The sequence below is a fragment of the Streptosporangium sp. NPDC000239 genome, assembly GCF_040300765.1.
Classification (GTDB): domain Bacteria; phylum Actinomycetota; class Actinomycetes; order Streptosporangiales; family Streptosporangiaceae; genus Streptosporangium.
In genome coordinates, this window is record NZ_JBEPEI010000024.1 from 57,850 (window position 1) to 83,162 (window position 25,313).

The window sequence follows — 25,313 nt, forward strand, 5'->3', positions numbered from 1 at the left end:
GGGGGGCGCCTCCCGCGCCCCGCGCTCAGCTCCCCATCCGGCGCGCCAGGTCACGCACCGCTCCGGCCAGCAGGTCCACCTCGTCCCGCGAGGTGAACAGCGCCGGGGTCACCCGCACACAGGCGCCCCCGACCAGCCCGCCACGACGAACCGTGAAGATCCGGTACCGGTCCATCAACTCGGTGGTGATCGCGGCGTTGTCCGCCTCGGACGTACGGCCGGCGATCCGGAAGGCGGTGATGGCACCGTACATGCCGTCCTCCTCGGGGGTGAGGACCTCCACGTTGGGCACCTCCAGCACCTGGCTCACCCAGCGGTCCCGCAGGAACCGCAGCCGCGCCTGCTTGACCGCGGCGCCCAGCCGGTCGTGGAAGTCCAGGGCGGCGCCGACCGTCAGGACGGGGGCGACGTCCTGGGTGCCGCAGTGCACCCGGGAACGGATGTCGTCGGCGGGATAGGACTCGTCGCAGAAGGCCGGTTCGACGTCGGCCAGACGGCTCGCGCGGATGTGGATGAAGCCCGTGCCCAGCGGCGCTCCCACCCACTTGTGCAGGGAGAACACCCCGAAGTCGGCCCCCAGGTCGGCCATCGTGAAGTCCAGATGCCCCCAGGAGTGGGCGGCGTCCACGATCACGTCCACGCCGCGCTCGCGCGCCATCGCGACGATCCGCTCGACCGGTGTCACCAGGCCGGTGATGTTGTTCATGTGGCTGAGCAGCAGCAACCTGACCCGCGGGTGCTCCTTCAACGCCGTGGCGTAGGCGTCGAGCACCGTCTGCCGGGTCGCGGGCTCCGGGATGGTCAGCCGTTCGACCTGGACCCCCCGCCGCTGCCGTAGCCAGTTCATGGCGTACCGCCCACTGTGGTAGTCCAGGTCGGCGTACATCACCGCGTCGCCCGGCCGCAGCCGCCGATACCCGGCGATCAGCAACTGCAGGGCCTCCGTACCGCCCCGGGTCAGGGCGATCTCCCCGGGCTCCACCCCCACCACGGCCGCCACCCGCCGCCTGACCTGCTCCGCCTCGTCCTTGTAGGTGGTGCGCAGCAGGTGGGAGCTGTACTCGTTGAGCCGGTCCGTCGCCCGGTGGTAGGCCAGGCGCACCGGCTCGGGCATGATCCCGTAGTAGCCGTTCTCCAGGTTCACGAAGTCGTCGCTCACCCGGTACTGCCGTGCCACCGACCGCCAGAAACCCTCGTCCCGGGCGACCTGTTCAGGCGTGGCACCGACCGGAACGACCGGGACCGGCGTGTCGTCCCCACGACCGGCGAGGGCCGACGCGCCACCCCCACGACCGGCGAGAGGTGGTACGGCCAGCGCCCCCAGCCCGGCCACCATCCTCCGCCTCGACAGGCTCCCCGAAACGTTCATCGAACACCTCCACGCCGACCGGTTCGTCATCACACTGTGCGACCGAATGACTCCGGGCCTGGGCATTCGCGCGGTACGGGCGTGGCGCGGGGCCCGCGGGCCGTACGACCCACGGGCCCGGTCCGGCCGGTCGGTGCCCTCCATGAACAGGGCCCCGTCGCCTCAGCCGCAGAACTCGGCGTTCAGGGCCTGGTTCATGGCCTGGTCGACGGCGGCGTCGTTCGAGGAGGGAAGGGCGGTGGCGGCGACGGTGATGCCGCGGCGGTCGCTGTGGAAGCTGTAGGTCGCGTAGCCGGGGATGTGTCCCTTGTGCCCCCAGACGGTGGTGCCGCAGGTGAGAGTCAGTTTCATCAGGCCCAGACCGTAGCCGAAACCGGGAGCGGCCGGGACGGTCCGTTTCATCTGGGCGAGCGAACCGGAGGAGAGGACCTGACCGTGGAGCAGCCGGTCGAAGAAGCGGTTGACGTTGGAGGCGGTGGAGATGAGGGCGCCGGCGGCCCAGGCGTTGGAGGGGTTGAAGGCGGTGATGTCCTCGGGACGGTTGTTCTCGTCGCGTATGTAGCCGTGGGGGTGGGGGCCGACGATGGTGCGGGCAGTGGTGGGCAGGGTGGTGGCGAGCAGGCCCTGCGGGGCGAGGAGACGGGTGAAGAGGGCGATGGACAGGCTCCGGCCGGTGATCTTCTCGATCAGCAGGCCGAGGGCGGCGTAGCCGGTGTTGGAGTAGGCCCACCGGGCCCCGGGGTCGGAGGTGGGCGGCAGGCCGGTGCCGATGCCGATCAGCTGACGGGGGGTGTAGGTGGTGGCGGCCAGACGGCGCAGTCCGGCGGGGGTCTCGTCGAAGGTGGCGGCGTAGTCGGCGACGCCGCTGGTGTGGTTGAGCAGCATCCGGACGGTGATCCGATCACCGTGGGGCAGCAGGCCCGGCAGGTGCCGGTCGATGGGGTCGTCCAGGGCGAATTTGTTCTGGTCGGCGAGCTTGAGGACCAGGGCGGCGACGAAGGTCTTGGTGACGCTGCCGATGCGCCAGCGCCCGTCACGAGGGACGGGGGCGTTGGTACGGAGATCGCCGGTACCCGCGTGCCGCTCCAGCGGCCGTCCTCGTCGTAGGTCTCGGCCAGGGCGCCGGGGGCTCCGGCGGCGACGATCGCGTTGAGGGCGGCCTGGACCGCCTGCTGCCGGGTGGGCTGGACGACGGACTGGACGGCGGCCGGTGGCTGGGCGAGGGCCGGGGCGGACGGCAGGAGCGGCGACAGCGCTGCGGTGAGCAGCAGCGGTATGACGACACGTGGTTTCACAGGGGAGCTCCTTCACCGGGGTCTCCACGGCCGGATGGCGGTGAAGATCGTTCATGGAATGCCCCGGGGCGGGCCGCCACTGGTGTGCGGCCAGCCCCGGGATCGTCGGCTGTTAGTTCATGGGGCGGCAGGGCGGAGTCTGGAAGACCACGCCGTCAAGGAAGTTGCCGGACCCCGGGCTGCCTCCGGCGGCCGAGACCGACTCGAAGGCGAAGCGGGTGACGGTCTGCCCGGCGGGCACGACGTAGGTGCCGGTGTAGTGGCCCCAGGCGGTGTTGCCGTCGGAGATCTCCGGAGAGGAGGCCCCGTTCGGGGTCTGCGGGACGGTCGCGCTCGGAGTGCCGATGAGAACACGCATCACGTCGGTTCCGAGACGGCCTCGGTGGTACAGCGACCAGGTCATCGTGGTGCCGGGAACGGTGGGCACGTCCTGGTAGAGCGTGGCGACCTCGTTGGCGTTGAGTTCGGCGAACTGCCTGCCCTCGGCGGCCGGGACGCCCTGGAAGCCGGTGTGCCACAACTCCACCCGGTGGTCGGTGGCGGTGGTGTGCCAGCCGATGGCCGGGTTGGTCGAGGCGTCGGGCAGGATCTTGAATCCGGTCACCGCCGGGGTCTCGAAGCCGCCGTTGACCAGTTTGACGGGCTCGCGGGCGCAGGTGACGTTGACCGTGACGGTGGCGGTGCTGGTTCCGCAGGCGGTGGTGATGGTGTAGGTGAAGGTGTCGGTGCCGCCCAGGCCCGCGTTGGGCTTGTAGATCACGGTGTTGCCGGAGATCGTCGCGGTGCCGTGGCGGGGCTGGGTCACGCTGGTGATCGTCGGCGCTGTTGCGGTGTCGTTGGCCAGGACGGGCACGGTGACGGCGGTGCCTTCGGCGGTGGTCGCGGTGTCGTTGACGGCGTTGGTGGGCGAGATGGAGTTGCCGTTGACGATCCGGATCGGCGGTGCCTGGGTGTTGTTGCCGAGCTGGCCCGGCAGGGCGATGACGCTGCTGATCCCCGTCGGCCGGATGGTCATGCTCCGTCCCACGGTGCCCGGCTTGACGCGGAAGGTGATGACCTTCGCCGCCGGGTCGGTCTTGGAACCCGGCGAGGTGATCGACAATGTGTTGCCGCTGATGCCGCCCGTCCCGGACTGGGAGACGACGGTGGCGTTGGCCAGCAGGGAGGAGATGTCCCAGTTGGTGGTGTAGGAGCGCACCACCCAGGGCCACTTGGCCGTCTGGTGCCTCAGGGTCAAGGTGAAGGTGCCGCCCGGCGCGATCTCCCCTCCCCACAGGGACGGGGAGGTGGTGACCGAGATGTTCCCGTTGCCCAGCCGGACGCCGATGATGTTCTTCCAGTAGTACTCGACGGGGTAGTTGTGCTGCCCCTGGCGGACGCACGGCGCGTTGGCGGCCTGCGCGACGGCCTGGTGCGCGCTGTCAGCGGCGCGGGCGGGCGTGGTGGTCACTGCCTGCGTGCCCGACGCGGCCAGCAACGCCACCAGGGTGTAGGCCAGCGCGGTGAGCGCGGACCGGGATCGGTGTGGGAACAACACGAAAGAACTCCACTCTGTTGTGAGAGATGTGGTCGAAAGGCCTGATCGCCGACGCCCGGTGTGTCGCCGCACCGTCGTCCGCGATGGAAGGCCACGAGGTCCTGGAGGGGGTTCACACCGGCGGTCACGAACCGATGCCGAAGGTCCGGGATGCGACGGGAATCCCCGGGCGGGGACGGCCGGGGCCTGTGGACGGCGATGCGTGCCGTGAGGCATGAAACTCCAACCGATGTCACGAATAGTGCAAATAAAAACGCGGAGAGTAGTTGTTCGCGGTCGGGGGCGCACCGCCAACACGGTGGTGTCGATCTTCATGCGAGCCGTATGCCTCGGTCCGCGGCCGGGTCACGTTGGCGGTGTCGGACGCCCGCGGTGGGGAGGTCCCGTGCCGTACCGGAAATCGCTTCCGAAACGGCGGTCGGCTGCTTCGACTCCTGGGTCCTGACGGTGCGTTCCGCCCCTCGGTGGAGCCGGGTGATCGGCCGTCGCCTACATGGGACGCCGTTCTGGACGCGCCTTCAGCACTTCCGTCGCCCTCCGGCGCATGGCCGACACACGATCGGTGTCCGGTTCCCCGAGGCCAAGGCATGGTGGTGCGACTTCCTGGACGGGGTCGCCCACATCGGGCACGACGTGGTCGCCGAACGCGGCAAGGCCGGCCGGGTCAGCGTCACCGTTCACCTGGACGACTGACCCCTCGCCCGCGACGCCGTACGGCGGGGGCGGAGTCAGAGGTAGGGGTCGATGAGCCGCAGAATGTCGTCCTTGGTCACGGGGCCGATCCGTGTCGCGACGACCGAGCCGTTCTTGAACAGCAGCAGGCTGGGGATGGTTCTGATGCGGTATCTGGGGGGTGTGACCGGGTTCTCGTCGATGTCGAGCGTTCCCACGACCACCCTGCCGTTCCGCTCGGCGGCGACCCTCTCCAGATCCGGGTCCAGCGCCCGGCAGGGGGAGGACCAAGCGGCGCAGAAGTTCACCAGCACCGGCTTGGAGGAGTTGAGCACGGCGCTGGTGAAGGAGGCGTCCGTGAACTGGACCGTCCCCGCCGCCGGTGCGCTCTCGGCCCGGAGGGGGGTCGCGTGGGCGGGGGTGGCCAGACCGGCGGTCAGGATGCCGCCGACCGCCATGGCGGCGAGTGTCACGCGCGCACGTCTCACAAGTGACTCCAAAGAGTGATCAATCGAATGCCCAGAGTTGTCATCCCCTGGGTATCGGAAGCGCAAACCGAGGGCTCATCGGTAGAGCCAAAGCTCGCAGAAGGGGAATTTGGGTTTTCCTGGCCTTTGGTTGGAAGGGGTGGGGGCAGCACGGTTTCATGGCAGACCTTCCCTTTCATGACCGTGCCGACTTCGACAACGCCGACCGTGGCTTCGTCGCGAAACTCAGCCCCGCCCTGGTGAAGGGGGCCGACGGGAAGGTCGTCTGGGACAACGACGTCTACGCCTTCCTGGACGGCGACTGCCCGCAGGACGCGCATCCGAGCCTGTGGCGGCAGGCGCAGCTGTGCGCCAAACAGGGGCTGTTCGAGGTGACCGAGGGCGTCTACCAGGTGCGCGGGCTGGACCTGTCGAACATGACGATCGTGGAGGGCGAAACCGGCGTCGTCGTCATCGATCCGCTGATCTCCACCGAGTGCGCGGCGGCGGCGTTGCGGCTCTACCGGGACCACCGGGGCGACCGGCCGGTCACCGGCCTGATCTACACCCACTCCCACGTCGACCACTTCGGCGGAGCCCGCGGCGTGACCGACGGCGAGGGAATCCCGATCCTGGCCCCGGCCGGCTTCATGGAGCACGCCGTCTCGGAGAACGTCTACGCGGGCACCGCGATGAACCGCCGGGCCCTGTACATGTACGGCCAGCTCCTGCCGCGCACCGCCGAGGGCCAGCTCGGCTGCGGACTGGGGATGGGCACCTCGGCGGGTACGGTCACCCTCATCCCGCCCACCGTCGACGTCACCCACACCGGGCAGGAGGAGACGATCGACGGGATACGGATCGTCTTCCAGCTCACCCCGGGCACCGAGGCCCCGGCGGAGATGAACTTCCTCTTCCCCGACCGGCGGGCCCTGTGCATGGCCGAGAACGCCACCCACAACCTGCACAACCTGCTCACCCTGCGCGGCGCCGAGGTCCGTGACGCGCGGGTCTGGGCCCGCTACCTGGACGAGGCGATCACGCTGTTCACCGACAAGGCCGACGTCGCCTTCGCCTCCCACCACTGGCCCACCTGGGGCAGGGACGACATCGTCGCCTTCCTGTCGCAGCAGCGTGACCTGTACGCCTACCTGCACGACCAGACCGTACGGCTGATGAACCACGGTCTGACCGGCGTCGAGATCGCCGAGACCATGCGGATGCCGCCCGCCCTGGAGCAGGCCTGGCACACCCACGGCTACTACGGCTCCGTCAGCCACAACGTCAAGGCGATCTACCAGCGCTACCTGGGCTGGTTCGACGGCAACCCGGCCCACCTGTGGGAGCATCCGCCCGTTCCGCAGGCCAGACGCTACGTCGAGTGTCTGGGCGGCGCCGCGGCCGTCGTCGCACACGCCCGCCGCTACGTGCGCAAGGGGGACCTGCGTTTCGCCGCGACCCTGCTCAACCACGCCGTCTTCGCCGACGAGGACAACACCGAGGCCCGCGAACTCCTGGCCGAGGTCTACACCCGCCTCGGGCACGGCGCCGAGAACGCCACCTGGCGCAACTTCTATCTGGCCGGTGCCGCCGAACTGGCCGACGGCCCCTCGGCGGGTACGGCCGACACCACCTCACCGGACATGCTCAGCGCGCTGTCCGCCGAACAGATCTTCGGCTCCCTGGCCATCCGCGTCAACGGCCCGAAGGCATGGAACGAGCGGTTCACCATCGACTGGCACCTCACCGACCTGGACGAACACCACCGCACCACGATGTCGAACGGCGCGCTGACCCACCGGCGGACGTCGCCGGGGGAGAGCGCCGACCTGACGCTACGGCTGACCAGGCAGCGGCTGCTCGACCTGATCGTCGGGGACGGCTCCGGCGGTCTTGACGGCGTCGACCATGACGGGGACGCCACCGTCCTGCGGAGGCTGGGCGCCGTACTGGAGGAGTCCACGCCGGACTTCGCCATCGTCACCCCCTGAGAGGCCGCCCGAGCGGTCGGCGGCATGGCCGACGGTCCGGCCGTTCGCCCGGTCGGCGGACTGGCTGACGGTCTGACCGCCCGGCCGGGCGGCGGGCCGGTTGACGGGCCGGTTGACGGGCCGGTTGATGGGGGCCCAGGCCGCCGCCAGCATGCCGCCCAGCAGGCCCAGGACCATACCGGCCAGGAAACCGCCCAGGTTGGAGTAGACGAAGGAGGCCAGGGAGAGCACCACGCTCACCAGGCCGAGGAAGACCCGCTGGCCGGGCTGCAACCAGATGAGCACTCCCGCGAGCACCATGACCAGCGCGACCAGGTAGCCCGCCCCCACCGCGCCGAACATGACGGCCACCGGCAGGGCGTCGATCGTCAGGGAGACGGACAGCAGCTCCAGGCCCGCCGCCACGATGAACAGGCCGCCCCAGAAGGGTCGTGAGCGCCGCCACGATCTCATGGTCCTCCGTTCGCGGGTCAGAAGCGGTTCGCGGGTCAGAAGCATTCGTGCTCGCCGCGCAGGATCTTCAGCCCGAGGTCGGGCAGGCTCAGCGTCGCGGCGGAGACGGCCCGCGCGCTCAGCCGTACGTCGTGCAGGGTGAAGGTCCGGCTCTGGCCGCCGAAGGTGCCCGCCGGGCCTCGGGCGGCGGGCACCCCGTTCAGGGTGGAGGCGTCGCGGCCCAGCTCGACGCCCCGCAGCGTGGCCGCGCCACGGGCCGCCGCGGTGTCGATCACCATGTCCTCGATCGTCACCTCGTTGCCGTCCTGGCCGCCGGTGATCCTGATGGTCACCGTGCCCACGGGGGTCCGCACCAGCGCGCTCTGGCACAGGCCCTTGGCGAACGCCCGCCGTACGCCGGTCACGATGACCGGGATGGCCTGGCCCTCCCGGTCGCGCACCACACCGGCGGACAACGTGAAGTCCTGCCCGCGCAACTCGTCGGTGAAGAGCTTGAACGCCTGCCCGGAGACGACGAACGTGGCGCCGACGACCCCCTGGGCGACGGCGCCGACCAGCAGCGACGTCACCGTCGCGACGGGAAGGAGGATCAGGAGGAAGCGCCTCCAGCGCACGCGCCCCTGCTCGGCCATGATCGCCCCTCACCGCCCCCGGAAGAGCCGGCGATTCACCACGGAAAGCCGTGGCCCGACCCGTTTCAGATCATGAGCGGCATTCGCCGGGCCTGTCGACGCACACGCCGGACCCCCACCACCTATGACCCGAAGCTGGACAACCTTTCCAAAGACCGGAAAGATCTCTGAACCACACCGGGCCAGGGACGCCGGAGGGCTGTCTCAGGGAAGGCGGTCGCCCCTGCCGATCGGCCCGTACCCGCCACCCCACAGGATCGCGACACCGGAATGCCGCCGGACCCACATGCCCCCCTCTGTCCGGCCGCGGTGGCCGCCACGGCGGCGATCGAGCCGCGGTGTGTTCCGAATGCCATGGAGAAAGGCCGCCACGGCGGAGCGCCACTGTGCGGCAGGTTGGAGGTGACCATTCGAGCCGTCGGTCCCGCGAAGTGAACAGCTGTTCCAGGAAGGCGTGTTGAATCTCTTGACGGACATTGGAAGAAGGCCGGTACCTGAAATCCAGGAAAGGCGGTCGATGTTCGGAACGAATGGTCGCATCGGGCTTCTCAGAGCTGCGGTGAGAAATGAACAGGAGAAGGCCGTGAGATCGGATCGTCAATGATGAGGCGCGGTCGCCGTACCGTGGCTGTGACTGCCCTCGCGATTCTGTCCGCCGTGGTCGCGGGGTGGGTCTGCGTGATCACGGTCGGCTCGGGAGCGCGTCAGCGTTCCGCGGCGGCTTCCAGGGTGGCGCTGGCCGGGGTGAGCCTCCGGGAGAGCAACCCGGAGCTCTCCCTGATCCTCGGCGCCACGGCGATGCGGATGGACCCCGATCCACTCGTCAAAGCCGCACTGATGGACGGCATCATGGCGACCCGGCAGCAGCAGTTGGCCGGAAGCGTCGATATCTGGGCGGCGGCGTTGAGCGCCGACGGCAGACTCGCTTTCACGAGCGACAACGGGAGGGGAGTGCGTGTCCGGCCGCTGCCCGACAGGCGTTCCGTCAGGGACGAGGTGTACATGCCTGCGAGCTTCCTTCTGAAGGACGCCGCGGCGGGTGAGGTGGCGTTGTCGCTCGACGGAAAGGTCGCACTCATAGACACGGCGAACGTGTGGGACCCGCCGGTGGAGATCTGGGATCTGACGAAGCCAAAGAAGCCCCGTCATTCGGCGACCTTCGAAGGAGGTCAGCCGGAGGGGGATGTGGAAAGTCTGACCATCACACCGGACGGCAGAACCGCCCTGGTCAACCGAACCGACTCCGAGACCGATGTGGGTCATGTTCTGGTGCTGGACATCACGGACAGGTCGCATCCGGTCAAGGTGGCCTCGTTGTCTTCCAAGAAGACCGGCTCCGGGCGGCTTGGGGTCGACGCGACCGACAAGGTCGCGGTGATCGTCGGCAAGGACGGGGCCGTGGTGTGGGACATCACGGATCCATCCAAACCGAAAGAGACGGCGAGCATTCGGCGGCCGGGCACCGCTGAATGGAGAAGCGTCGCGCTGGGGCCCGAAGGGGACGTGGTGGTGGTGGGGACGGGCGACGGAGCAGTCGTGTGGGACCTGCCGAGCGGAGGTGATCCCGTTCAACGAGGAGCGTTCTCCCAGGGCACGGGTCCCGTTGACATGATGTCGGCGGTCTCGGACCGTCACACCGTTCTGATCCGCCAGGGAATCTATTCTGTCGCGCTGTGGGAGATAACCGACCCGTCCCACCCCTTCAAGGTCGCGCAGCTGGGCGGGGTCGACAGTTTCGCCAGGTCGGTCGCGTTGAGCCGGAACGGAATGACCGCTTTCGTCGGCGTAAATCAGGGGAGCGGGGTCTGGTGGAATCTCGCGGAAGTCAGCGGTGACCCGTTGCGTGACCTGTGCCGAGGCGGCGCGGCCCCCAATGGGTTCATTCTCGACAAGGACAAGTGGGATCGGTACGTCGGCGAAGGCTGGGCCGACCATTTCGGAGACCGGACCTTTTTCCAGCCGTGTAGCGACCCCTTGTAGGGAGCCGCCTGACCGGGCCGGCGAGCGCACTCGCCGGCCCGTCGGCGGCGTCCTCACCGAGAATCCCGGCCTCGAACCCCGCCGCCGGGGATCACGATGTCAGTAGCGCCACAGGTGGGCGGTGATGACCTCTTCGAGGGGTTTGCCCTCGGCCCAGGCCTGGTCGGCCGCGCGGACGGCGGCGAAGGCGCCCAGGAGTTCCTCGCCCAGGGCGTCGCGGACGCGGTCGTTGCCGAGCAGGGCCGCGCGCTGTTCGTCGGGGGTGGCGGGAAGCCGGTGGATGTTCTCCGCTGCGCGGCGCTCCGCTGACCACGTGTCCGGGTTCTCCTGGACGGGCTCCGGCGGGGTGAGGCCGTCGGCGATCCCGGCCAGGCCGGAGGCGATGACGACGGCGAGCGCGAGATGGGGGTTGGCGGAGGCGTCGGAGGGCTTGAGCTCGACGTTGGCGTGGGAGGCGCCGAGCAGTTCGGTGGCGGGGACGAACCGCAGGGCGGCCTCACGGTTCTCCACCCCCCAGAAGGTGTAGGCGCTGGAGAAGTAGCCGGGCCTGAGCCGGTGCAGGGAGGGGACGCTGGGCGCCGTGACGGCGGTGATGGCCGGCAGGTCGCGTAGGAGACCGGCCAGGTAGGCGGCTCCCTCGGCGGTCAGGCCGTACGGGCCGTCGCCCCCGGAGAGCAGGTTGACCCCGTCGCGGGACAGCGAGGTGTGCAGGTGCCAGCCGTTGCCGACCCCGGCGCCGGTGACCAGGGGGGCGAAGCTCGCCCGCAGCCCGTGCGCCCTCGCGGCGGCGTGGATGGTCTGCCGGGCGAGCAACTGCTGGTCCGCGGCGGTGACGGGGTCGGTCGCCGCGATGCTGAGCTCGAACTGGGCCGGGCCGTACTCGGCGTGGAACTGGTTGACCCGCACGCCGTTGTCCCGCAGGTCACCCAGGAGCTGGGCGGCGAAGCCGTCGACGTCGAGCAGGACACGGGGGCCGTAGGCCGGGCCGGGGAGGGCGAGCTGGGTGCTCCCGCCGGGGCCCGGCTCGGCGTGGCTGAGGTGGAACTCCATCTCGTAGCCCGCACGGAACTCCAGGCCGAGTTCTGCCGCCCGGGCGACCTGGCGCTCCAGCGCGCCCCGCTGGTCGTACGGCCAGGCGGAGCCGTCGGCGGCGACCTGCCTGCCAGGAACCCACGCGAACGAGGGCTGTCCGGCCAGCTGGACGATCCGGTCGGAGACGGGGACCAGCCGGATGTCACCGGACGGCGTGGCGAGCCCCGGATGACCGAAGGTGATGCCGTCGTGGGAGTCGAAAACCGCGAACAGCGTGGTGACGCCGACCCCGCGCTCCGCGACGGACGCCAGCTGTTCGACCGGGACCGTACGGGAGCGGGTGATGCCGTTGTTGTCCGCCCAGGCGATGGTGATGCCGACGACGCCCTCCTTCGCCAACGCCTCCGCCTTCGCCTGGAGATCGACGGTCGTCACGTTCTGTGCCATGGATCGCTCCTTGGGAGTTCGGTGGTTGTCAGGCGGTCACGGCGAGACGCGGTCCGGGGCGTGGAGGGTACGGCCGGGCGCGATGGGGATGGCCGGAACCGGTGTGCCGGACGGGAACGGGCGGGCGTTCTTCACGTCGAGGAGCACGCTGGCGAAGATACCGTCTGGGGTCACGGCGACGAGGGCGAAGATCCGGATACACGCCGGGAGAGCACCGAGGAGCCGGGACGGTCCCGCTTCGGCAGGCGAGGCGGGTCTCCGGAGGCCACGATTCAGGCGATCACGGCGATCACGGCGACCGCGGCGACCGCGGCCGGTCACGGCGATCACGGTGGCCGCGGCCGGTCACCGGTGCCGTGGGGCCGGATGGTGCCTCGGTGGCCGGTCCGACCCAGGCCACCGACCGGCCCGTGGCGACGAGCTTCCCGCGCCCGCCTCGGCCGCCACCGGGCGAAGAAGGCGCGCTCCTACCGGGACTCTCCCATGAGCGCGGCGAGCACCGCCGGAGGCAGTTCGCCGGGCTGACGGGGCACACCGGCCTCCCCGAGGACCTGGACGGCGTGTTCCTCGGGGAGCAGGGTGAGCCAGTCGAGGACGGCGGCCCGGTGGGCGTCGGCGGTCAGTTCGCCGTGCACCCTGAGCCTGGCCAGGCCGCCGTCGGGGAAGACGTCGAGACGGACGTGCGTCACGGGGGCGGTGGAGACCGGGCGGAAGAAGTGACGCGTGTCCGGCTGCAGCCTGGTCCTGGGGATCAGGTCGAACCACTCGGTGTCCTCGCCGGGACGATCGGCGTCGGTCCCCCTCAGCGTGGCCCAGCCCGCCGCGTTGCCGACGAAGTACGACGTGTCGATCTCCACCCGGCGGACCCGCCCCCGGGCCGCGAGCCTGATCGACACGTGGTCGTTGCCGCCGTCGCGACGGCGGGCGTTCTCCCAGCCGTCGCCCATGGTCGCGGCCCTGCCGGGCAGCAGCAGTTGCACAGGCGAGGAGTAGAAGGTGTTCGAGCAGTCGATCACCGATCCGCCGTTCTCCAGCGCGGCCAGGTCGATCGTGCCGTCCAGGAGGCGGGGGTCCGGCACGGGCTCGCCGTACACCCGGAACCGGGCCACCCCGCCGTCGGGGTAGATGCTCAGCCGGACGTGGGTCCAGCGTCGTGGGTCCGTCACCTCGAAGGCGTTCTCGGCGTCGCCCTCGATCGCGCTCCTGCCGACGATCGTCTCCCAGGTCGCCTGTTCGAGCTCGGCCGGTGACGGCGCCCCCTCGACGCTGGTCGCCTCGACCGAGGCGTAGGGCGGGTAGTTGCCCCTGAACCAGGCGGTGTCGATCACCACGCCGCGCACCACGCCGGGGACGCCGAGCCGGATGATCGCGTGGTCGTTCCCCGGTTCGCGGCGGCGCCGGGTCTCCCAGCCGTCGTACACCTTGCCCTTGTGGCCGAAGTCCTCCGTCGAGAACACCGAGGGACCGGGTTTGATCAGGTTCTCGCGTTCGGCGAACAACTCGTCGTTGGCGTACACGACGCTGCCGGCCAGCGCGCGTGAGGCCAGGTCGGGAAGGTGGGTGAAGGTCATGCCTCTCCTCGGTTGAGCAGCCGGCCCTGCGGCGGGCCGTCGATGTCGATCCGTACGCCGCGCAGCCAGGTGCCGCGGACCACGCCGGTGAGCTCGCGGCCGTGGTAGGGCGTGACGGGGTTGCGGTGGTGCAGCCGGTCCCTGTCGACCGTGAACACCTGGTCGGGGGCGAACACGCAGAAGTCGGCCTGGTGGCCCGGTGCGATCCGGCCCTTGCGGGACAGACCGGCCACCCTCGCGGGGCCCTCGGCCATCCAGCGCGCCACGTCGGTCAGGGTGTGGCCGCGACGCCTGGCCTCGGTCCACACGGCGGGCAGGCCGAGCTGCAGCGACGCGATGCCGCCCCAGGCCGCGCCGAAGTCCCCGGTGTCGAACCGCTTGAGCTCCGGTGTGCACGGCGAGTGGTCGGAGACCACGCAGTCGACGGTGCCGTCGGCGAGACCCCGCCAGAGCGACTCGCGGTTGGGCTCCTCGCGGATCGGCGGGCAGCACTTGAACTGGGTGGCCCCCTCGGTGATCTCCTCCGCGGTGAACGTCAGATAGTGCGGGCAGGTCTCCACGGTGATCCGGACGCCGTCGTCCCGGGCCGAGCGGATCATCGGCAGCGCGTCCGAGCTGGACAGGTGCAGGATGTGCACCCGGCAGCCGGTCGTGCGGGCCAGTTCGATGACGCGTGCGACCGCGAGGTTCTCCGCGCCACGGGGCCGGGAGCGCAGGAAGTCCCGGTAGCTCGCGCCGTGCGCCGCCGGGGCGTGATCGATCACGTGCGGGTCCTCGGCGTGCACGATCATCAGCGCGTCGAACGCCCGGATCTCCCGGAGCGCGTCCGCCAGCTCGTCCGGCTCAAGGTGGGGGAACTCCTCCACACCGGAGTGCAGCAGGAAACACTTGAACCCGAACACCCCGGCGTCGTGGAGTCCGCGCAGCTCACGCAGGTTGCCCGGTACGGCACCGCCCCAGAGGCCGACGTCGACGAGCACCCGCCCCTCGGCGGCCTCCCGCTTCACCCGCAACGCGGCCGTGTCGACGGTCGGCGGGAGACTGTTCAGCGGCATGTCGACGATCGTCGTGACGCCACCGGCCGCGGCGGCCCGGGTGGCGGTCGCGAACCCCTCCCACTCGGCCCGGCCGGGGTCGTTCACGTGCACGTGGCTGTCCACGAGGCCGGGCAGCAGCACCTCGTCGTCGCCGAGTTCGACGACCTCGGCGGCGTCGAGATCCGTGTCCGGCGGTTCGACCGCGACGATCGTCCCGTTCCGCACGCCGACGCCGCACGCCCTCTCCCCGGCGGGGGTGACGACGCGACGGGCACGGAACAGCAGGTCAAGCCCGGCCATCAGGAGGCATCCCCGGTGTGGACCGGCCATCCGGTCACGGTCTTGGGGCGCGGTTTCGCGTAGGTTCGCACCTTGCTCGTGGTGAGGCCGAGCCGGACGAGCCCTTCGGCGAGGGTGACCGCGGCGGCGACGCCGTCCACGACCGGCACCCCGGTGGCGGCGGTGATCTCCCGGTCGAGACCGGCCATCCCCCCGCATCCGAGGCAGATGACCTCGGCCCGGTCGTCCTCGACGGCCCTGCGGGCCTGGGCGACGATCGCGCCGACGGCCCGGCCGGGGTCCTCGTCGAGTTCGAGGACCGAAAGCCCGCCGGCCCGGACCGACGCGCACCGGCCGGTCAGCCCGGCGAGCCGCAGCCTGTCCTCGATCTGCGGCACGGCGCGGTCGAGGGTGGTGACGACCGAGTACGTGCGCCCGATCAGCATCGCGACCTGCGCGGCGGCCTCGGTGATGTCCACCACGGGGACGTCGAGCAGTTCCTGGAGCCCCTCGCGGCCGTGCTCGCCGTACCCGGCCTGGATCACCGCGTCGTACGGCTCGGCGTACCGGACGACCCGGTCCATCACCGCGACCGCGGCCAGGTAGCTCTCGAAGTTCCCCTCGACCGACTCGGGCCCGAACGACGGGGTGAGGCCGACGATCTCGACGCCCGGCGACGCGTACGCCGCCGCCTGGGCACGGATCGTCTCGGTCATCGACCGGGTGGTGTTCACGTTCACGATCAGGATGCGCATGACGGCCCACCTCGTACGGCCCGCAGTTCGGCGGGGGTGACGCCGGTGAGGTCGCGCAGTTCGGCCTCGCCGACGGCGCCGCAGTCGAGGCCCCGGGTGAGGAACCCGGCCATCGCCCTGGCGGTCGCGGGTTCGTCGAGGAAGCCGGACTCCCGGCGTTCGAGGTAGCCGCGCAGCCGGGCCGCCGCGCCCGGCAGTCCCTCCCTGAAGAAGGCGTAGACGGCGGCGTACCGGCTGGGAAGCTGGGCCGGATGCAGGTCCCAGCCCTGGTGGACGCCGTCCTCAAGGGCACGCCGTACCAGGCGCGCGTGCAGCCGCCAGGCGGCGCGGACCGTGTCGCCGTCGCCGACCGGGAGCACGTTGGTCGAGCCGTCGCAGACGCGTACGCCGGTGCCCGCAGCGGCGACCCGCATGACGGCCTTGGCGTGGTCGGCGACCGGGTGCTCCACGCTCTGGTGGGCGGCCGAGACCCCGAGTGCCGCCGAGTAGTCGTAGGTGCCGTAGTGCAGGCCCGTGCAGCGCCCGGCCGAGGCGTGGATCATCGGCGCCAGCGGCGAGACGCCGTCAACGCCCATGATCGCCTGCGGTGTCTCCACCTGGATCTCGAACCGCAGGCTCCCGTGCGGCAGCCCGTGGGCGGCCTCCAGCCGTTCGGCGGTCAGCGTCATCGCCTCCACCTGTTCGACGGAGGTCACCTTCGGGAGCGTGACGACGAAGCCGCCGGGCGGCGGGCCGAGGGCCTCCAGGAAGATCGCCAGGGTGCGCAGGCCGCGCCGCCGGGTCGGCGCCTCGAAGCTCTTGAACCGGATTCCGCAGAAGGGCGTGCCGTCACCGGAGGCGAGGGCTTTGGCGGCGGTCCGGGCGGCCGCGTCCTCCTCGGCGTCCTGGCGGTCGCCGTAGCCGTCCTCGAAGTCGATCCTCAGGTCCTCGACCGGTTCGCGCTCCAGCTTGGCCAGGACCAGGTCGTACACCTCCGCCGCCGTCCCCGGCGGCAGGACGAGCGCGTCGGCGAACTCCTCGGCGGTCCGGCCGTGCGCGGCCAGCGCCGTCCGGGCCTGCTCGCCCCACGTCCGTACGGTGTCCGGGGTGTAGCGGTCGGCGGGGACGTAGACGGTGTGCACCGGCTGCCTGCCGGTCGGCTCGCCGGGGTAGGCCGTGCGCAGCCGTTCGTCCGCCGCCGCCAGCCGGACATCCAGCTCGGCGGAAAGCTCGGCGGAAAGTTCGGCGGCGAGGCCGGTGGTGAGGTCGGGGCCGTTCACGATCCGGCCTGGATGACCCGGCCGTCACGGACGACGAGCTGGGGAGTCGGCCGGTCCACCACGGCCTGGGCCATGGACTCGGCGCGGACCAGGACGAAGGTGGCGGGGTCGCCGGGCTGGAACCTGACCGGTTCGAGACCGAGCAGGGCGGCGCCCCCGTGCGCCGCGACCTCGTAGCACGCGGCCAGTTCCTCGTCGGTACGGGCGTCGGTGCGGTAGGCGAGCAGGTGCGCGCGGTTGATCATGTCGCCGTCGCCGAACGGCGTCCACGGGTCCCGCACCCCGTCGGATCCGAGGCCGACCGGCACCCCGGCCTCGCGCAGCGGCCCGACGGGCGGGATCGGGGACGCGCCGAGCGCGCAGGTGGTCAATGAGACTCCTGCTTCGAACAGTGTCTCGGCGAGGTCCTCGCGGCCCTCCAGGCAGAAGGCGTGGCTGATCGTGGTCGGCACCCCGCTGGACCTCGCCCTGCGGGCGATCTCGACCACCTGCGCGACACCCTCCTCGCCGCGGTCGTGCAGGTGGATGTCGACGGGTACGGCGTGCCGCTCGGCCATGCCGTACAGCAGGTCGAGGTGGCCGTGCAGGTCGCCGTCGACGCCCACGGGGTCGAGCCCGCCGACGATGTCGGCGCCCTCCCGCAGTGACCGCTCCATCAGCTCCGCCGTTCCCGGCGCCGTGAGCAGGCCGAGCTGGGGGAAGGCGACGATCTGCACGTCCAGCAGGTCCCCGCGCGCCTGGGCGGCCTCCCGCACGCCGTGCACGTTGCTCAGCCCGTACACCGGGGCGACGTCCACGTGCGCCCGCCACGCCCGGGTGCCACGGGCGATCGCGCTGTCCATGAGCGCCCCGGCCCGCTCGGCGACCGGCGCGGTCATCCCGGCCCGTGCCGCGACGTCGCCCTCGATCAGGTCACGCAGCGTCCCGGCCGGGGTACGGCTCAGCCAGGGCTGCCCCCAGGTGGTCTTGTCGGGGTGGATGTGCGCGTCGACCGGGGCGGGCAGGGCGAGCAGTCCGCCGCAGTCCACCACCTCGCAGTCCTCGGTTCTGCGTTCGAGGGGGACGACGCGACCGTCCTCGACCAGGACGTCGTGGGGACGGACATGGGTGAACAGAATCTGAGCCATACCGGCTGATCCCCTTAACCTGAGGGCGACAGTGTCCTAGAATTATCAGACATCAGATGATTAGAGAAGCAGAGGAAGAATGCGCCACGTGGGCCGGACCTCCCTCGTCGACTCCGCCATCCACGAGCTCCGCCAGGAGATCGCGAACGGCGTCTGGCCGGTCGGCACCAAGATCCCCACAGAGGGGCGGCTGGCCGAGACCCTGGGCGTGAGCAGGCTCTCGGTGCGCGAGGCCGTCCGCGTCCTCGTCCACGCCGGTCTGCTCGCCACCCGTCAGGGCGACGGAACCTACGTCACCGCGACCGACGAGAACGAGGTCGCCCTCAGGCGCCGCCTGGACCGCGCGGCCACCATGGACATCATCGACGTACGGCGCGGCCTGGACCTCGTGGCGGCCAGGCTCGCCGCCGAACGACGCGAACCGGCCGACCTCGACGCGCTGCGGGAGACGCTGGAACGGCGCACCGCCGCCCACGAGGCCGCCGACCTCGACGCGTTCGCCGACGCCGACGTGGACTTCCACCTGGCCGTCGCCGCGGCCTCGCACAACCCCGTGCTGCTGGACCTGTACCGGGGCATGAGCGAGGCGGTGCGCGAAACGGTCCGCCGCGACCAGTGCATGGAACACGCCGTGCTCGACGCCGACTCCACCCACCGGGACCTGTACCGGGCGATCGAGGCGGGCGACGCGGCGGGCGCGGTCACGATCGCGCTCGCCATCCTCAACGAGCAGGAGAACGATCTCTGAAGCGCCTCAGGGGAGCCTGATCAGGCGTCGCTCGACGGCGGCGGTCACCGCGGCCGTACGCGTGTCCACGCCGAGCTTGCCGTAGATGTGCACCAGGTGGGTCTTGACCGTCGCCTCGGTGATGAAGAGCCGCCTGGCGATCTCCCGGTTGCCCGCGCCGCTCGCCAGCAGCTCCAGGATCTCCACCTCCCGGGCGCTCAACGCCGGGCCGGGGTCGCGCATCCGCCTCATCATCCGGGCCGCGACCTTGGCGGACAGCACCGACTCGCCCTTGGCCGCGGCCCTGATGCCCTGGAACAGCTCCTCCGGCGGGCACGCCTTGAGCAGGTAACCGGTGGCCCCGGCGTCGACGGCCCGCATGATGTCCGCGTCGGTCTCGTACGTCGTCAGCACCAGGACCTGCGGCGGAGTGGGCAGCTCCCGGATCCGCCGGGTGGCCTCGACCCCGTCGACGCCGTCGCCGAGCTGCAGGTCCATGAGCACGACGTCCGGGGAGCTTGAGGCGACACCCCGCAGTGCCTCGTCCCCACCGGCGGCCTCGCCGACGACCTCCATGTCGGGCTCACCGCCGAGCAGCGCCACCAGCCCCGCCCGGACCACCGGATGGTCGTCGACCAGAAACAGCCTCATCGCTCTTCCTCCCCGTCTCGTGCCCGCGCGCCGGTCGGGACCGTGGCCGCGATCCCCGTTCCCTCGCCGGGGACGCTCTCGACGACCAGGACGCCGTTCACCTCCGCCATCCTGTCGCGCATCGCCCGCAGCCCGTATCCCCGGCCCGGCGCGGGGGCCGGGGCGTCGAACCCGGCGCCGTCGTCGAAGACGTCCAGCGTGACCTCACCGTCGAGGTAGGACAGGGTCACCATGGCCGTGCCCGCGCGGGAGTGGTCGCGGACGTTGGCCAGCGCCCCCTGCGCCACCCGCAGCAACGCCGCCTGCACCTCGGGCTCCAGCGGGTACTGCTCGCCCTCCTGGCGGAAGCGCACGTCAGGCCCGGTGCCGTTCCCGGTGCCCGCGCAGAGCCTGGCCAAGGCCTCGGGCAGCGAGGCCTCGACCAGGCCCGGGGGCTGGAGGTCGCGGACGAAGCGCCGGGCCTCGTCGAGGTTCTCCGCGGCCGCTGCCGCCGCCCGCCGTACGTGGGCGCGGGCCAGCTCGGGGTCGGAGGCCCACATGCGGTCGGCGGCCTGCAGAAGGATGCCCATGCTGGTGAGCCCCTGGGCGAGGGTGTCGTGGATCTCCCTGGCCAGCCGCTCGCGCTCCTCCAGGACGCCGGTACGGTGCCGGGAGTCGGCCAGCGTTCCCCGGGTGCTGATCAGGTCGTCGATGAGGAGCTGCCGGGCGGCGCTCTCCCGCTGGAGCTCCCAGAAGATCACCGCGGTCATGGCGGCGATGCCGATCGGCGCGAGGATCAGGCTGAGATCGAACTCCCGCGCGATCTTGAGCTGGGCCGCGATCACGACCAGCGTGAGGGCGGCCGCGGCCACCGCGAAACCACGCGCGTTCAGCGACCGCAGGCACAGGAAGAGCAGGGGGACCGCGCACCAGCTGAACGACGGCGCGAGCACCACGAGCACGAGCCAGACCGCCGCCACCCCCGCCAGCCAGACGACGCGCCCGCGTCCGAGGCGGTTCCAGAGGACGACGCCCGCCGTGTAGGTCAGGGCCAGGAGACCGCCGACGACCAGCGAGGCGACGGTCCGCGTCCCCATGTCGTGCCGGGACACCAGCCGTAGGGCGGAGGCGGCGAGCAGCAGGTAGAACCCCGCGTGCATGGCCCAGTTGAGCCAGATACGTTCCCTCATCACCCTCCTTGTCTGGTCTTTCTCGACGTTATCCCCTGGCGAGGATCGGCCCGAGCGGTACGGCCACGCGTCAACCGATCGGTTGACTCCTCCCTCGACCCTTCGGCGTCCGGGAACCGCCCATGCTTGCGATGGCCGGGAGCGCCGTCTCCGGAAGCCTTGGGTGTGCAAGGTTCCACCGACCCGCACCTGGAGAAACCAATGACAGTCCGTTCCGCGCGTCCCCGCTTGGTCGTCGGCTCCCTCGCGGGGCTCGCCATCATGGCGGGCACCCTCGGTTTCGCCGTCGCCTCCCCCGCGCAGGCCGCCCCCGCCAAGGACGGGCAGGCCGTCGTGCAGACCGACGTGCTCTCCGCCGACGCCGCCCTGACGATCGCCGACGCCGCGATGAAGGAGGCCGCCAGGCGGAAGCAGCGTGTCACGGTGGTGATCGTCGACCGGTCCGGCGTGACCCGCCTGGTGCTGAAGGGCGACGGCGCGGGCCCGCAGACCGAGGAGTCGGCGCGGCGCAAGGCCTTCACCGCGGTCTCCTTCGGTAAGACGACAAGTGAGCTTGGCAAGGGCGTGACCGGCGGCGGCCCGAACATCGCCGACATCCCGGGCACTCTCTTCCTCGGCGGCGGTGTTCCCGTGGTCTCCGGCGGCGCGCCCGTCGCGGGCATCGGTGTCGGCGGCGCGCCGAGCGGCGACATCGACGAGGCCATCGCCCAGGAGGGCCTCAAGGCCGTCGCCGGTCGGCTCCGCTGACCGACCCGTCCCGCCCCGCCGGGCCGGACGTCGTCGGGGGCCGGGAGTCGAGGCAGGGGACCAGGAGGTCAGGGATCCGGGAGGCCGGAGGTCGAGAGACCGGGTATCGGAAGCAGGGGAGAGGGACGATGTGGATGAGGCGCCGGGCGATCCTGCTCTCCGGACTCGGCCTGCTGGCCGCTGCCTGCGGCGGCCGTACGGTGAGTCGCACGGTGAAAGGGGAGAAGGTGCTCAACGATGAACTGCTGACGCGCGCCGCGCGAGGCGACGTCGCGGGTGTCCGGGACGCGCTCACCTCCGGGGCCGACGTCGGGGCCCGCGACGGGCTCCGCCGTACGGCACTGCTGCTCGCCGTGGCGGGCGACCACGTGGAGGTCGCCGAACTGCTGATCGCGGCCGGCGCGGACCCGAACGCGCTGGACTCCAGGCACGACACCCCCTGGCTGGTCACGGGCGTGACCGGAAGCGTCGCGATGCTCAAGGCCCTTCTGCCCGGCAGGCCCGACCTGACCATACGCAACCGCTACGGGGGCGTCTCCCTGATCCCCGCCTGTGAGCGTGGGCACGTGGACTACGTCCGGGAGGTGCTGAAGACCGGCATCAAGGTCGATCACGTCAACGACCTCGGCTGGACCGGCCTGCTTGAGGCGATCATCCTCGGCGACGGCGGCCGGCCCTACCAGGAGATCGTCCGCCTGCTCATCGCGGCGGGCGCCGACGTCGACCTCGGTGACCGCGAGGGCGTCACCCCACTCGCCCACGCGGTCTCCAGAAGGCAGACCGCGGTGGCCGGCCTGCTCCGCGCCGCCGGAGCGCACTGACGGCTCAGGAGGAGTGGGCCTCAAGGGTGGGCCAGGTGCCGTCCTCGGTGAACTGCTGCGCCCAGTAGTACGGGTTCACCTCGCGAAGGGTGCGGACGCCCCATCCCGCCGGGCTGGAGTCGTCGGGCACACCGACCTGCACGTCGGGCCCCCACAGGGCCAGGCGCTCCTGGCAGACGCCACAGGGAGGAAGAAAGAGGACGCGGTCCCGCGCGGACTCCCGGAAGACGCACACGGAGGCGGTGATCCTCTTGTTGAGCGTGTAGGCCTGGCAGAAGGCCCCGGTCTCATGACACAGGGACACCCCGCCGTTGAAGTTGTCCAGGCCGACGCTGGTGATGATCTGCCCGTCCTCCAGGTAGACGGCCGCGGCGCCCCCCGGTTCGTCGGCGGGCCAGCGCCGTTCCATCTGCGCGACGGCCGCGTCCACAAGGGCTTGATCAAGTCGCATCCGGTGTCTCCCGTTGTAGAACAGGCCTCCACGATACGAGGCGCGGGCCACGGGAGGCGTCCCGTGGCCCGCGCGTTCACCGGCCCTCGGTTCCGGCCAGAAGGTCGTTCCGGCCAAAGGTCAGCAGGTCAGGGGGTCAGGGGGTCAGGATGTCGTCGATGGCGGCGTGCAGGTTGGGCTGCGGGCCGATGTGGCGGGGGTCGCTCGCGGGCTGTCCCGTTCCGGTGAGCTTGAGGGTGTCGCGGGCCTGGACGGGGGTGAGCACGCCGCCGTTGGCCTTGGCCACGCCCTGCAGGGAGGCGACGGTTCCGGCGATGATGGCGCTGGCGCTTGAGGTACCGCTGAACCTGCCGGAGTAGATCTTGTTGGGGTTGGTCTCCGAGGGAGTCAGGTCGTTCGCCAAGGGGACGCCCAGCGTCGCGACGCAGGCACCGTAGGCCTGGAGGTCGACGCGGGAGCCGTACGTGGAGAAGGACATCGCGGTCCGCTCGGCGGGCGGGGTCGAGCCGAGGCAGTTGGTGCCGCCGGGGCTGGGGGGCGCTCCGGCGCCGACGATGATGGCGCCCGAGTCGGGGCGGCCCATGATGACGGCGGAGTAGGGGTCCAGGGGATCGTCGAGGTTGCTGCTCGCGTTGCCCCCCGCCTCGACCACGGTCACTCCGGCGGCGACGGCCAGGACGATCTGGTCGTAGACGCTGCTGTCGTACTCCCAGGGGTAGTGCTTGTACGCCTCGGGTTCGGCCCCGAACTCGAAGAGCATGACGTCGCCCGGCTGGGAGTGGGCGGTGGTGTAGGCGACGGGGTCGGGGATCGCGTTGCCGGTCAGGTGCAGGGTGGCGTGCGGCGCGATGCCCGCCATGCCGACGCCGTTGTCGTCCTGGGCGCCGATGATCCCGGCGACGGCGGTGCCGTGGTAGATCGTGCCGGCGTCGGTGGAGCACGGGTCACCGAACGCGGACGGCAGCTGGACGATCTGACCCGCCGCGACGCGTCCCGCGAGGTCCTCGTGGCAGAGGTTCCAGCGGTTGGCCACTCCGCTCAGCTGGGTCGGGGTGATGTGGGTGGTGGTGGTGCCGTCGCCCAGCTGGCCGGTGCCGTTGACGCCCCAGGTGAAGAACGACGAGCCGGCCTTGCCGATGTTGTGGGTACGGCCCGCCGCGACCCATTCCAGGGAGGGGGAGATCGCGGTGGGGGAGGGACGGTCGACGGTGGTGCCGTCGCCGAGCTGTCCCTGGGCGTTGTCGCCCCAGGCGTAGGTGGTCGAGGTGAGCGAGGAGGTGGTGGCGAGGCTGTGCAGGGCTCCGGCCGAGACGTCGCTGACGTTGGTCAGGCCGGGGACGGCGACCGGGGTCTTGCGGTCCACGGTGGTGCCGTCGCCGAGCTGTCCCTGGTCGTTGTCACCCCAGGCCTTGACGGTGCCGTCGTTGAGGACGGCCAGGGTGTGGTAGCCCCGGCTGCTGATCAGCCTGACGTCGGTCAGGCCGGTGACGGCGGCCGGGGTGGTGCGGTTGGTCGTGGTGCCGTCGCCCAGCTGGCCGGTGCCGTTGCCGCCCCAGGCCTTGACGGTGCCGTCGTTGATGAGCGCCACGGAGTGGCCGTAGCCCGCCGCGATTCCACCGGTCGAGGTGATGACGCCGGTGAGGCCGGGGACGGTGATGGCGACGGGGGAGTCGGAGCCGGCGTAGCCGAGCTGGCCCTGGCTGTTGTCGCCCCAGGCGCGTACGGTGCCGTCGGTCAGGACGGCCAGGGCGTGGTTGGGGCCGACGCTGATGCTCGCGGCGTTGTAGATCCCGGCGACCTGCACCGGGACGGAGCTGTCGGTCAGGGTGCCGTTACCGAGCTGGCCCTGGCTGTTGTCACCCCACGCCCACACGGTGCCGTCGCTCTTCCTCGCCACGGAGAAGTCGTTGCCCGCGGCGACGGACATGAAGTTGTCCAGGCCGGGGACCTGCACCGGGATCCTCCTGGCCGCGGTGTCCCCGGTGCCGAGCTGTCCCTGGCTGTTGTCCCCCCAGGCCCAGACATGGCCGAGGGAGTCCAGCATCAGCGAGTGGTCGTCTCCGGCGGAGATCGTCTGCCCGCCGTAGGCGGGGATGATCGTGGACTGGACCTCGATGTCGGTGACGGTGATGCCGTCGCCCTTGCCACCCGTCTGGGTGTGGGCGTACTCGGCGTCCACCCCGCCGCCCGACACCGAGGTGGCCGAGTTGAGGTACCTCTGATGGGGGCGCAGCGGTTCCGAGAAGGAGCGGACGTTCGGCTTGGCCTGGGCGATCTCCACCGAGGGCAGGGCGTTGAGGTCCTTCAGCAGGCCCTCGACGCCGCTCTTGGGGGCGGTGACGACGAACCACGAGTTGAGGTCGGGCAGTTGCCTGCCGGTCTTCCTCTCCAGCTGGAGGCGCTGCTCGGTGGTCTTCGTCTCGGAGGTCGAGGACAGGGGCCTGATGGAGGCGTCCTTGTACCTGGCCAGGACCTTCTGGATGTCCGCGGTGTCTCCGGAGTCCTTGGCGACCAGGCCCTGCCCGCGCAGCCGTACGGCGAGGCCGGGCTTGAACTTCACCGAGAGCTGGGTCGTGGAGAAGCCCTTGGGCAGGGGGGCGTGGGTGCCCGGGGCGGTGCCCTTGTCCTTGCTGTGGTCGTAGGCCGGGGCGGGCTCGGCCGAGGCGGGATTCGCGGCGACCACGCCGGACAGCGCGCCGACGGCCACGGAGAGCAGGGCCGCGGTGAGCCACCGTGACCGTGGTCCTCCGTGACCCCGGGTGGCGGAGTGAGTTGGCACCGAATTCTCCTCTTCTCGTCGTCCTCTGGGGTGCGCGGGTGCCGCCCGGCGTTCGTGACTTTGGG

The 25,313-nt window shown here is 71.1% G+C and carries 22 protein-coding genes and 1 pseudogene; 6 read left to right on the forward strand and 17 right to left on the reverse strand.

What is annotated here, in order from left to right; all coding sequences use genetic code 11:
• Window positions 1-25: 25 nt before the first annotated feature.
• The 3 genes from ABT340_RS37525 to ABT340_RS37535 all read right to left on the reverse strand — a co-directional run bounded on the left by ABT340_RS37525 (window position 26) and on the right by ABT340_RS37535 (window position 4,201).
• On the reverse strand, window positions 26-1,369 hold the full coding sequence (locus tag ABT340_RS37525; protein ID WP_352015672.1) for an aminotransferase class V-fold PLP-dependent enzyme: 1,344 nt from the start codon (window positions 1,367-1,369) through the stop codon (window positions 26-28).
• A gap of 162 nt (window positions 1,370-1,531) precedes the next feature.
• Entirely contained in the window at window positions 1,532-2,719 is a 1,188-nt protein-coding gene (locus ABT340_RS37530; protein ID WP_352015673.1) for a serine hydrolase domain-containing protein, read from the reverse strand.
• A gap of 57 nt (window positions 2,720-2,776) precedes the next feature.
• A complete protein-coding gene (locus ABT340_RS37535) occupies window positions 2,777-4,201 on the reverse strand; it encodes an Ig-like domain-containing protein (protein WP_352015674.1) in 1,425 nt (474 codons plus the stop codon).
• Between the two features lie 474 nt (window positions 4,202-4,675).
• Between ABT340_RS37535 and ABT340_RS37540 the strand changes: the two genes are divergently transcribed.
• Window positions 4,676-4,894 (forward strand): hypothetical protein, encoded by a 219-nt coding sequence (locus ABT340_RS37540; protein WP_352015675.1) that lies wholly within the window; start codon window positions 4,676-4,678, stop codon window positions 4,892-4,894.
• Window positions 4,895-4,929: 35 nt separating this feature from the next.
• Here ABT340_RS37540 and ABT340_RS37545 read toward each other — a convergent pair whose 3' ends face one another.
• Complete coding sequence (locus ABT340_RS37545) at window positions 4,930-5,361, reverse strand: thioredoxin family protein (RefSeq protein WP_352015676.1); 432 nt, start codon at window positions 5,359-5,361, stop codon at window positions 4,930-4,932.
• Window positions 5,362-5,519: 158 nt separating this feature from the next.
• Here ABT340_RS37545 and ABT340_RS37550 point away from each other — a divergent pair, with 158 nt between their 5' ends.
• On the forward strand, window positions 5,520-7,331 hold the full coding sequence (locus tag ABT340_RS37550) for an alkyl/aryl-sulfatase (RefSeq protein WP_352015677.1): 1,812 nt from the start codon (window positions 5,520-5,522) through the stop codon (window positions 7,329-7,331).
• 144 nt (window positions 7,332-7,475) lie between these two features.
• On the opposite strand, the pseudogene ABT340_RS37555 reads toward ABT340_RS37550, so the two are convergent.
• Together ABT340_RS37555 and ABT340_RS37560 are read right to left on the reverse strand one after the other, a co-directional pair.
• Window positions 7,476-7,829, reverse strand: a pseudogene (locus ABT340_RS37555) (DUF6114 domain-containing protein); the annotation flags it as partial.
• Window positions 7,820-8,416 carry a DUF6230 family protein gene (locus tag ABT340_RS37560; RefSeq protein WP_352015678.1) on the reverse strand — a complete coding sequence of 199 codons (597 nt, stop codon included), beginning with the start codon at window positions 8,414-8,416 and terminating at the stop codon, window positions 7,820-7,822. The gene ABT340_RS37560 and the pseudogene ABT340_RS37555, both read right to left, overlap by 10 nt.
• Window positions 8,417-9,094: 678 nt before the next feature.
• Here ABT340_RS37560 and ABT340_RS37565 point away from each other — a divergent pair.
• A complete protein-coding gene (locus ABT340_RS37565; RefSeq protein WP_352015679.1) occupies window positions 9,095-10,396 on the forward strand; it encodes an LVIVD repeat-containing protein in 1,302 nt (433 codons plus the stop codon).
• Between the two features lie 99 nt (window positions 10,397-10,495).
• Here ABT340_RS37565 and ABT340_RS37570 read toward each other — a convergent pair whose 3' ends face one another.
• The 7 genes from ABT340_RS37570 to ABT340_RS37600 all read right to left on the reverse strand — a co-directional run bounded on the left by ABT340_RS37570 (window position 10,496) and on the right by ABT340_RS37600 (window position 17,903).
• Window positions 10,496-11,875, reverse strand: coding sequence for a type I glutamate--ammonia ligase (locus ABT340_RS37570; RefSeq protein WP_352015680.1), 1,380 nt, complete (start codon window positions 11,873-11,875; stop codon window positions 10,496-10,498).
• Between the two features lie 36 nt (window positions 11,876-11,911).
• Entirely contained in the window at window positions 11,912-12,049 is a 138-nt protein-coding gene (locus ABT340_RS37575; protein ID WP_352015681.1) for a hypothetical protein, read from the reverse strand.
• Window positions 12,050-12,342: 293 nt separating this feature from the next.
• Window positions 12,343-13,446, reverse strand: coding sequence for an allantoicase (gene alc / locus ABT340_RS37580; protein ID WP_352015682.1), 1,104 nt, complete (start codon window positions 13,444-13,446; stop codon window positions 12,343-12,345).
• Window positions 13,443-14,783 (reverse strand): allantoinase AllB, encoded by a 1,341-nt coding sequence (gene allB, locus ABT340_RS37585; RefSeq protein ID WP_352015683.1) that lies wholly within the window; start codon window positions 14,781-14,783, stop codon window positions 13,443-13,445. Before allB ends, alc begins: the two co-directional genes overlap by 4 nt.
• Entirely contained in the window at window positions 14,783-15,517 is a 735-nt protein-coding gene (locus ABT340_RS37590; protein WP_352015684.1) for an aspartate/glutamate racemase family protein, read from the reverse strand. The genes allB and ABT340_RS37590 overlap by 1 nt, the downstream gene beginning before the upstream one ends.
• Window positions 15,505-16,776 (reverse strand): DUF6986 family protein, encoded by a 1,272-nt coding sequence (locus ABT340_RS37595; RefSeq protein WP_352015685.1) that lies wholly within the window; start codon window positions 16,774-16,776, stop codon window positions 15,505-15,507. The genes ABT340_RS37590 and ABT340_RS37595 overlap by 13 nt, the downstream gene beginning before the upstream one ends.
• Window positions 16,773-17,903, reverse strand: a complete 1,131-nt coding sequence (locus tag ABT340_RS37600; RefSeq protein ID WP_352015686.1) for an amidohydrolase family protein — start codon at window positions 17,901-17,903, stop codon at window positions 16,773-16,775. The genes ABT340_RS37595 and ABT340_RS37600 overlap by 4 nt, the downstream gene beginning before the upstream one ends.
• 79 nt (window positions 17,904-17,982) lie before the next feature.
• Between ABT340_RS37600 and ABT340_RS37605 the strand changes: the two genes are divergently transcribed.
• On the forward strand, window positions 17,983-18,651 hold the full coding sequence (locus ABT340_RS37605; protein WP_352015687.1) for a FadR/GntR family transcriptional regulator: 669 nt from the start codon (window positions 17,983-17,985) through the stop codon (window positions 18,649-18,651).
• A gap of 6 nt (window positions 18,652-18,657) precedes the next feature.
• Here the strand turns inward: ABT340_RS37605 and ABT340_RS37610 are convergent, their stop codons facing one another.
• Together ABT340_RS37610 and ABT340_RS37615 are read right to left on the reverse strand one after the other, a co-directional pair.
• Window positions 18,658-19,281 carry a response regulator gene (locus tag ABT340_RS37610; RefSeq protein ID WP_352015688.1) on the reverse strand — a complete coding sequence of 208 codons (624 nt, stop codon included), beginning with the start codon at window positions 19,279-19,281 and terminating at the stop codon, window positions 18,658-18,660.
• The gene (locus ABT340_RS37615) at window positions 19,278-20,450 is read right to left on the reverse strand and encodes a sensor histidine kinase (RefSeq protein WP_352015689.1); all 1,173 of its coding nucleotides are present in this window, start codon (window positions 20,448-20,450) and stop codon (window positions 19,278-19,280) included. Before ABT340_RS37615 ends, ABT340_RS37610 begins: the two co-directional genes overlap by 4 nt.
• Before the next feature lie 201 nt (window positions 20,451-20,651).
• Between ABT340_RS37615 and ABT340_RS37620 the strand changes: the two genes are divergently transcribed.
• Together ABT340_RS37620 and ABT340_RS37625 are read left to right on the forward strand one after the other, a co-directional pair.
• Window positions 20,652-21,197, forward strand: a complete 546-nt coding sequence (locus ABT340_RS37620; RefSeq protein WP_352015690.1) for a GlcG/HbpS family heme-binding protein — start codon at window positions 20,652-20,654, stop codon at window positions 21,195-21,197.
• 128 nt (window positions 21,198-21,325) lie between these two features.
• Entirely contained in the window at window positions 21,326-22,018 is a 693-nt protein-coding gene (locus ABT340_RS37625; RefSeq protein WP_352015691.1) for an ankyrin repeat domain-containing protein, read from the forward strand.
• 4 nt (window positions 22,019-22,022) lie between these two features.
• On the opposite strand, the gene ABT340_RS37630 is transcribed toward ABT340_RS37625, so the two are convergent.
• Together ABT340_RS37630 and ABT340_RS37635 are read right to left on the reverse strand one after the other, a co-directional pair.
• A complete protein-coding gene (locus tag ABT340_RS37630) occupies window positions 22,023-22,469 on the reverse strand; it encodes a cytidine deaminase (protein ID WP_352015692.1) in 447 nt (148 codons plus the stop codon).
• 136 nt (window positions 22,470-22,605) lie between these two features.
• Window positions 22,606-25,248 carry an RCC1 domain-containing protein gene (locus ABT340_RS37635; RefSeq protein WP_352015693.1) on the reverse strand — a complete coding sequence of 881 codons (2,643 nt, stop codon included), beginning with the start codon at window positions 25,246-25,248 and terminating at the stop codon, window positions 22,606-22,608.
• Between the last annotated feature and the right edge of the window lie 65 nt (window positions 25,249-25,313).